8 protein-coding genes are annotated in these 7,872 nt (G+C 61.5%); all 8 read right to left on the reverse strand.

Going from position 1 to position 7,872, the window contains the following annotated elements; translation table 11 throughout:
• Positions 1-2,803 (reverse strand): Tn3 family transposase (locus LU671_RS28935; protein WP_232857796.1); only part of this gene is annotated, 2,803 nt, incomplete at its 3' end.
• Positions 2,804-2,805: 2 nt separating this feature from the next.
• Positions 2,806-3,366, reverse strand: coding sequence for a recombinase family protein (locus LU671_RS28940; RefSeq protein WP_003124096.1), 561 nt, complete (start codon positions 3,364-3,366; stop codon positions 2,806-2,808).
• A 365-nt stretch (positions 3,367-3,731) separates the two neighbouring features.
• Positions 3,732-4,751, reverse strand: coding sequence for a hypothetical protein (locus LU671_RS28945; protein WP_051555728.1), 1,020 nt, complete (start codon positions 4,749-4,751; stop codon positions 3,732-3,734).
• Positions 4,752-4,772: 21 nt separating this feature from the next.
• Positions 4,773-5,087, reverse strand: coding sequence for a TrfB-related DNA-binding protein (locus tag LU671_RS28950; protein WP_028691955.1), 315 nt, complete (start codon positions 5,085-5,087; stop codon positions 4,773-4,775).
• A gap of 23 nt (positions 5,088-5,110) precedes the next feature.
• Positions 5,111-5,533 (reverse strand): hypothetical protein, encoded by a 423-nt coding sequence (locus tag LU671_RS28955; protein ID WP_028691956.1) that lies wholly within the window; start codon positions 5,531-5,533, stop codon positions 5,111-5,113.
• Between the two features lie 58 nt (positions 5,534-5,591).
• Positions 5,592-6,419 carry a DUF932 domain-containing protein gene (locus tag LU671_RS28960; protein ID WP_028691957.1) on the reverse strand — a complete coding sequence of 276 codons (828 nt, stop codon included), beginning with the start codon at positions 6,417-6,419 and terminating at the stop codon, positions 5,592-5,594.
• A 190-nt stretch (positions 6,420-6,609) separates the two neighbouring features.
• Entirely contained in the window at positions 6,610-7,167 is a 558-nt protein-coding gene (locus LU671_RS28965; protein ID WP_028691958.1) for a single-stranded DNA-binding protein, read from the reverse strand.
• Positions 7,168-7,191: 24 nt separating this feature from the next.
• A complete protein-coding gene (locus LU671_RS28970) occupies positions 7,192-7,587 on the reverse strand; it encodes a hypothetical protein (RefSeq protein WP_051555729.1) in 396 nt (131 codons plus the stop codon).
• Positions 7,588-7,872: the final 285 nt, after the last annotated feature.

Raw genomic sequence — 7,872 nt, forward strand, 5'->3', positions numbered from 1 at the left:
GCGCAGCCCGTTCCAGATAGACCGTGTTCCACAACACGACGGCAGCCGTTACCAGATTGAGGCCGCTAGCCCGGTAGCGCTGCTGCTCGAAACTGCGGTCGCGGATTTCACCCAGGCGGTTGAAAAACACTGCCCTGGCCAGCGCATTGCGCGCCTCGCCCTTGTTCAGGCCGGCATGCACGCGGCGGCGCAGTTCCACGCTTTGCAGCCAGTCCAGGATGAACAGCGTGCGCTCGATGCGGCCCAGCTCGCGGAGCGCCACGGCCAGGCCGTTCTGGCGTGGGTAGCTGCCGAGCTTTCGGAGCATCAGGGAGGCCGTCACCGTGCCCTGCTTGATCGAGGTGGCCAGCCGCAGGATTTCGTCCCAATGGGCGCGGACGTGCTTGATGTTGAGCGTGCCGCCGATCATGGGTTTCAGCGCGTCATAGGCGGCGTCGCCCTTCGGGATGTAGAGCTTGGTGTCGCCCAGGTCGCGGATGCGCGGCGCGAAGCGGAAGCCCAGGAGGTGCATCAGGGCGAAGACGTGATCGGTGAAGCCCGCCGTGTCGGTGTAATGCTCCTCGATCCGCAAGTCGGACTCGTGGTACAGCAGGCCGTCGAGCACGTAGGTCGAATCGCGCACGCCGACGTTCACGACCTTGGTGTGAAATGGCGCGTACTGGTCAGAAATGTGGGTGTAGAACGTCCGCCCTGGGCTGCTCCCGTATTTCGGGTTGATGTGGCCGGTGCTCTCGGCCTTGCTGCCGGTGCGGAAGTTCTGGCCGTCCGACGATGAGGTGGTGCCGTCGCCCCAGTGCTCGGCGAAGGGATGGCGGAACTGTGCGTTGACCAGATCGGCCAGCGCCGCCCCGTAGGTTTCGTCGCGGATGTGCCAGGCTTGCAGCCAAGCCAGCTTGGCGTAGGTCGTGCCGGGGCAAGACTCCGCCATCTTGGTCAGGCCCAGGTTGATCGCGTCGGCGAGGATCGTGGTCAGCAACAGGTTCTTGTCTTTGGCCGGGTCGCCCGATTTCAGATGCGCGAAATGCCGAGTGAAGCCCGTCCATTCGTCCACCTCCAGCAGCAGTTCGGTGATCTTGACGTGCGGCAGGATCATTGCCGTCTGGTCGATCAGCGCTTGGGCGGTGTCGGGTACCGCCGCGTCGAGCGGCGTGATCTTCAAGCCTGACTCGGTGATGATGGCGTCCGGCAGCTCGTTGGCCGTCGCCATACGGTTGACGGTGGCAAGCTGTGTTTCCAGCAGCGTCAGCCGGTCGTTCAGGTACCGGTTGCAGTCGGTGGCCACGGCCAGCGGCAATTCGCTGGCCTGCTTGAGGCTGGCGAATTTCGCGGGCGGCACCAGGTAGTCCTCGAAGTCCTTGAACTGGCGCGACCCCTGCACCCAGATGTCGCCGGAACGCAACGCGTTCTTCATCTCCGACAGCGCGCATAGTTCGTAGTAGCGCCGGTCGATGCCGGTGTCGGTCATGACCAGCTTCTGCCAGCGCGGCTTGATGAACTCGGTCGGCGCGTCGGCGGGCACCTTGCGGGCGTTGTCGCTGTTCATGCCGCGCAGCACCTCGATGGCGTCGAGCACGTCCTTCGCGGCGGGAGCGGCCCGCAGCTTGAGCACGGCAAGGAATTCCGGCGCGTAGCGGCGCAGCGTGGCGTAGCTTTCGCCGATGCGGTGCAGGAAATCGAAGTCCTCGGGCTGCGCAAGCTTCTGCGCTTCGGTGACGCTCTCGGCGAAGGCATCCCAGGACATGACGGCCTCGATGGCGGCGAACGGATCGCGGCCCGCCTGCTTGGCCTCGATCAGCGCCTGGCCGATGCGGCCGAACAACCGCACCTTGGCGTTGATCGCCTTGCCGGACGCCTGGAATTGCTGCTGATGCTTGTTCTTGGCGGCGTTGAACAGCTTGCCCAGGATGCGGTCGTGCAGGTCGATGATTTCGTCGGTGACGGTGGCCATGCCCTCGATGGCAAGCGCCACCAGGGTGGCATAGCGTCGCTGCGCCTCGAACTTGGCCAGGTCGGCGGGCGTCATCTGGCCACCCTCACGGGCGATCTTGAGCAGGCGGTTCTGGTGCACCGACCGCTCGATGCCAGAAGGCAGGTCGAGCGCCTGCCACGCTTTGAGGCGTTCGATGTGTTCCAGCATGTGCCGCGAATTCGGTTTGACGGGCGATTGGCGCAGCCAGGCCAGCCAGGTCGTTTTGCCGTTGTCCCGACGCTTGAGCAGATCGTCGAGGCGGCGGCGATGCGCGTCCGACAGCGGTTCGGCCAAGGCATCGTAGATGCGCCGGTTGGCGCGGGTGATTGCTTCGGCGCTCGCCCGCTCGACGGCGTTGAGGGCAGGCAGAATGACCGACTGCTGCCGCAGGTGCTCGATCAAGGTGCTGGCCAGCACGATGCCCTTGTCGGTCTGCAAGGCCATCTCGGTCAGCAACTGGACGGCCTGCCGGTAGTGGCCCATGGTAAAGGGCTGGAAGCCGAACACCGTTTGCAGTTCGACCAGGTGCTCGCGCCGGGTCTGCTCCCGCTGCCCGTATTCGTCCCAGCTTTCGACGCTGACCTTGAGCTGGTCGGCGACCAGTTTCAACAAGGGCGGAAACGGCGGCTCATCGACGCCCAGGATGACACCAGGAAAGCGCAGGTAACAGAGCTGCACGGCGAAGCCCAGCCGGTTGGCCGGGCCGCGCCGCTGCCGGATGATGGAGAGGTCGGTTTCGCTGAACGTGTAGTGACGGATCAACTCATCCTTGGTGTCCGGCAACGCCAGCAGGCTTTCGCGCTCGGCGGCGGACAGGATTGAACGACGTGGCATATTTACTGATCCGTTCTCAAGTATTGATACAGGGTTTCGCGACTGATTCCGAATTCACGAGCCAGCTTGGTCTTTTGCTCGCCAGCCTCGACACGTTGGCGCAGTTCGGCAATACGCTCAGACGACAGGGATTTCTTCCTGCCACGGTAGGCCCCGCGCTGCTTGGCGAGCGCGATGCCCTCGCGCTGCCGCTCGCGGATCAAGGCGCGTTCGAACTCGGCGAACGCGCCCATTACCGACAGCATCAGGTTCGCCATCGGCGAGTCCTCGCCGGTGAAGGTCAAATGCTCCTTAAGGAACTCGATGCGTACGCCGCGCTGGGTGAGGCCCTGCACCAGGCGGCGCAGGTCGTCGAGGTTGCGCGCCAGACGATCCATGCTGTGCACCACGACCGTGTCGCCTTCGCGCACGAAGGCGAGCAGCCGTTCCAGTTCGGGCCGCCGTGTGTCCTTGCCCGACGCCTTGTCGGTGAACACTTTATCCACCTGGATCTGTTCGAGCTGCCGTTCTGGGTTCTGGTCGAAGCTGCTGACGCGGACGTAACCGATGCGCTGACCGTGCAAGGTATCCTCCTGAGGGAAATGTGTCAGGAAGAAATCTATGACCCTTGACGGCGTATGTCAATCAATTCGGAAGGCAACTCTATTCTGACGATTTAGCGCCGGATGGTCTGACGCCAAGTTAGGGTATACCCCATTCGGACACCGACTACACAACCTAAGGGCTTGCAGGCTGTCAGCAGGGCTTATCGTACGATTTTTTCCGTTTTCTCTATGCCCCCCTACGATACAAACGGCAAGCGGAGCGCGCAGGCCGAAGGCCGGAGGCGTGAGGATGGAAGCCCGAAGGGCCAAGACCCGGCGTGCTTTTGGCCGGGGCTTGGTTCACGACAGCCGCCCCCCGAAGGGGGCACGCACAAGAGGGAGAATCAAACGTCTTTCGGAGCCTGGCCAACTCGGGCGTCATGCCAACCTGGCCACTTTAGGAGGTTGTTCGGGCCGTTGCTGGCCAGCCATTTCTCAAGGTACGCCAGCTGCGAGGGATTCAACTCGGTGAGTTTGGGCAGGGTTTGAGTCGCTTCAACCTCGGCCTGCAGATCCAGCACAAAATCAGGCCCCAACTCGTCCAGCTTGGTCAGCACACCGTCAACGGCTTCCAGCAACTGGCGAGGATCACCGCCTCGATCAGCGTATTCGCCCAGCAGCTCCGACCATTCGTCCTGCTGTGCATCCCATTCCTCTGCTTCCTCGGCCTGCTGATTCATCTGGTCCGGGTCTATAGCTTTCATACCATGCGCCCGCTCCAGCCAGTGATCAGCCAGCATGCGTTCGTCGCTGCCGTTGCTGCCGAAGCGGTCAGCCCGGGGCCTGTTGCCAAAGTTCTGGATGCCGGCCAGGTCGCCAATAAAGCTTTCGAGCAGTTCCGCAGGTTTCATCTGATGCCGGCGTGCTTCCCATTCGAATTCAGGCGGAATGCGTACGGAAACAACTTCTGTTTCATCCGGCACGAACTCGCCTTTGGCACCAGGCACAAGCCCTGCCGGTGCGAGAAAGCCGGTAGGTCGACTGTCGCACCGCCAACCGCATGTCAAATGAGCGCGGTGGTGCGGCCACTTCCCATGGTTAAGCGGCACCATCTGAAATTCATCGTTCGTGGTGTCCAGCTCGTACACGCGGCGCAGGCTTTGATCCTGGTAGGCCCGGAAAATCATGGTGCCATTCCCTGCTGCCGACGACGCAAAATGCGCTGGCAGTACATAGCCCACTTTGCCTACGTCACTCTCATTCACGTAATGAGCGGCGCGCAACGTGTGCTGCTTTCCCTGGTACTCGATAACCAGGTCAGCCGTTTTCCCGTCCTCATTGATCTGGTTAGCAACCAGGGTGACGTTATGAATGGAAACTGAGTGAATCCGGTCAGCCTGGAAAATGAGTTCATCAGACGACATTTCGTCTCTCCTTGTGATTCTTCACTTCGATTTTTGGGCGGCAGGCTGGGGGAATGGCTTGGCCATTTCCCGCACCTGTTCGGCCAACTCGGGGGGCAGCCACACCAGGACGGGGACCAGCTCGCCGGCGCCCTGCTCTTCCAGGATTTTCCGCACACGCTTTACCGCTGCGTGCGCGGTCTGCTTGGTCATCCCCCTGGCCTCGGCTACGTCGGTGATGCGCTGGCCATCGACCAGAACGGCCTTGGCCACCTCGACGGTCGAGATGGCCAGGCGCTTGGAAGCAAACAGGGGCGCAACCTTCTTCCATTCTTCTTTGGTGTACATCGGCTGCATTCATCAGCTCCTAGTGTCGGTAGTCAATCAGCCGCGGCCCCCTGCTGGTGAATCCGCTGCCAGATCTCGCAATGCGTGATGGTCGGCAGCGCTAGGAACGTCCAGTAACGACCGCTTGAACGGGCGTACACGCGCACCAGGTCGCCAACCTCGGGGGCTTGCAGTATGAACGAATCGCCGGCCTCGCCGGCGTTGTAGTCGAGCACCTGAGCGCGGCTAAGCGCGAAGTCATACCGGGTTTCGGTGATGCGCGCCGGCTGGGTGCCGTGGGCGGCTTCCTGCGCTTGCAGAAAGCCTACTTCATCGCCCAGCACAGCGCCGGGGTGCCTTACCTGGATCTCTGGCAGCATCAGCCAGGTTGCGCGAGCGGCCCAAGCATTGGGGCCGATCTGGCGGGCATAGTCGATGATTGCGGTTTGGCCGGGTACATAGAAAACTTTTTGCATGGCTGCGATCTCCCTGCATGGTGCAGACCGGGCGCGCTGGGCGCCCGGCCTGGGGCTGTTAGGCGGCTTGGCGCAGGTGCTGGGCCAGTACCCACAGGGCGCGATTCAATTTCACGTCCTGGTCAATGCCGGAAACGGCACGGGTGCTGGTGCGGCGCCCTTGTTTGTTGCGGCCTCGCAGCCCTCCCTTGATGGTGTTTTCCTGTACGCGGTTGAAGGTCGACCAGAGGTCATTGGTGGCGTCTTCGCGGCGGCGTGGTGCCAGAAGCTGGCTAGCGGTCACCGGAGCCGGGCCGTCTGCCGGGTCGTAACGGTAGGCAAGTGCAGCCTCGGCAAAGGCGTGCTGCAGGTCGCCGCCCACTTGGATGCTTTTCATGGTTTCGCGCTGTTCTTCGATCAGCTGGAAGTGATTCAGGACTTCATAGGCGCCCTCGATCACCTCCCCGATGACATCCTGACGCCCACTGTGACGCACTTTTTGATCAAGCGCGGCATCGCCCAGCACCAGGCCATTGGCGCACACGAAACGGAAGCAACCGCCCATCATCTGGTAGCTGCTGGTGCCGTCGTGGCTGTTCAGCAGGATGATTTCGTTGGCTTCCTTGGCCACGATGGTATCGGCGTGGCGCAGGCGGATCATGTGCTTGGTGTGGTCGCGTTTGTCGGTGTTGCGCACGCGGGTTTGGCAGGCCATGAACGGCATGAACCCTTCGCTGCGCAGTGCTTCCAGTACGTCGACGGTGGGAATGTAGCGGTAACGATCGGAGCGGCTTTCGTGAGCTTCCTCGGCAAAGATCGAGGGCGCTACGCGGGCGATATCGTCATTGGTCAGTGGGCTGTCGCTGCGGACCATGCAAGGGTTACGGAAATTGCTGGATAGACGCATTTTTGAATCTCCTTCGCGATTTGCCTGGAGCGGTTGCCGCCGCTGGTTCCAGGCTGTCGAGGCGGAATTGCTTCGACAGGGTTAGTATCGCAAAGGCTCGAACCTAAGTCAACTATTGGTCAAGTCTAATTTGACCGTTTGTCGCGCAGAAAAAAGCCCGACATTGCGCCGGGCCTGGTCTTGCGGGTGTTTACTGAAGCTGCCAGCTGAAACGGTACGGGTCCATGAACGGAATGTCGTCGTCAAAGCTGTCAAAGTCGGCTGCTGGCTGTGGTGCAGGTTGCGGCGCTTGCTGCTGAGCTGGCGGGCGCTGCTGTGGGCGCTGCTGCCGTGGCGCCTGCTGGCGGGGTGCTTGGTCGCCGCCGCCCTGGTTGTACGGATCGCCGCCCTGCTGCTGGTTCTGCGGGCGACCGCCTAGTAACTGCATGGTGCCGTTAATGTCGACAATGATTTCGGTGGTGTAACGCTTGATGCCGTCCTTCTCCCACTCGCGGGTTTGCAACTTGCCTTCGATGTAGCATTGGGAACCTTTGCGCAGGTACTCGCCGGCGATCTCGGCCACCTTGCCGAACAGCGAGACGCGGTGCCACTCGGTACGCTCGACCTTCTGCCCGGTTTGCTTGTCGGTCCACTGCTCGCTGGTGGCCAAGCTGAGGTTAGTTACCGCGTTGCCGTTTGGCAGGTAACGGACTTCGGGGTCCTGTCCGCAAGTCCCAACCAGGATCACTTTATTTACGCCACGGGCCATGATGAATCTCCTTTTCCGTCTGGATTAGTCGTTTTCGAAGCAACCGCAAGGGCAGGTCATGCTGTCCAGGCCGTGCCAGCAAAGGCCGTTGTCGGCGTCTTCCTGGCGTTGTGCTTCGTTTTCACTGGCAGACATATAGCCGTAAGCCTCGCGGGCATACGCAAAGATTTCTGCCACTCCCTCGGCCTGGTCATCGGCGCCGAACTCTGCGTCCATGCTCGCACAGAAGGCGTTATGCACCATCGTGTCATAGGTAGGGAAGCGTTCGCATGCTGCGCCGTACAGGTCATCAACCTTGCGCTCCATCGCCTCGCTATTCGACGCGACCGGCGCCCAAATCTTTTTGGCGAAGTTCAGAAAGTCGCCGGTAGTGAGCCAATTGTGGGCGCTGACTGCGGGGGCCTGAGCGGTGATATTCATGTGTGAAACTCCTTCGCGACTACCCTGGAGCGGTTGCCGCCGCTGGATTCCAGGCTATCGAAGCGGGATTGCTTCGACAGGTTTAGTATCGCAAAGGGCCTAACCAAAGTCAACTATTGGTCAAATCTAAATTGACCGCTTGTCGCACATTCTCGCGTGCGAGAAATCATGCTTTTTTCTGCGCCGTACGCTTGACGGCTCTACCGAGCTGCTTTAATGCCGAGCGTTTGGGCGCGGGAAACAAACGCTTTTCAAAGCAGCAGCCGCGAAGCGGATGCCGCCCTG

This window comes from Pseudomonas sp. NMI760_13, assembly GCF_021283245.1.
Lineage (GTDB): Bacteria > Pseudomonadota > Gammaproteobacteria > Pseudomonadales > Pseudomonadaceae > Aquipseudomonas > Aquipseudomonas peradeniyensis.

Excerpts from the sequence above, each read along its gene's own strand:
- LU671_RS28965 (WP_028691958.1), bottom strand. The coding sequence starts at position 7,167 with ATGGCCCGTGGCGTAAATAAAGTGATCCTGGTTGGGACTTGCGGACAG.
- LU671_RS28950 (WP_028691955.1), bottom strand. The coding sequence starts at position 5,087 with ATGCAGCCGATGTACACCAAAGAAGAATGGAAGAAGGTTGCGCCCCTG.
- LU671_RS28970 (WP_051555729.1), bottom strand. The coding sequence starts at position 7,587 with ATGAATATCACCGCTCAGGCCCCCGCAGTCAGCGCCCACAATTGGCTC.
- LU671_RS28945 (WP_051555728.1), bottom strand. The coding sequence starts at position 4,751 with ATGTCGTCTGATGAACTCATTTTCCAGGCTGACCGGATTCACTCAGTT.
- LU671_RS28955 (WP_028691956.1), bottom strand. The coding sequence starts at position 5,533 with ATGCAAAAAGTTTTCTATGTACCCGGCCAAACCGCAATCATCGACTAT.
- LU671_RS28960 (WP_028691957.1), bottom strand. The coding sequence starts at position 6,419 with ATGCGTCTATCCAGCAATTTCCGTAACCCTTGCATGGTCCGCAGCGAC.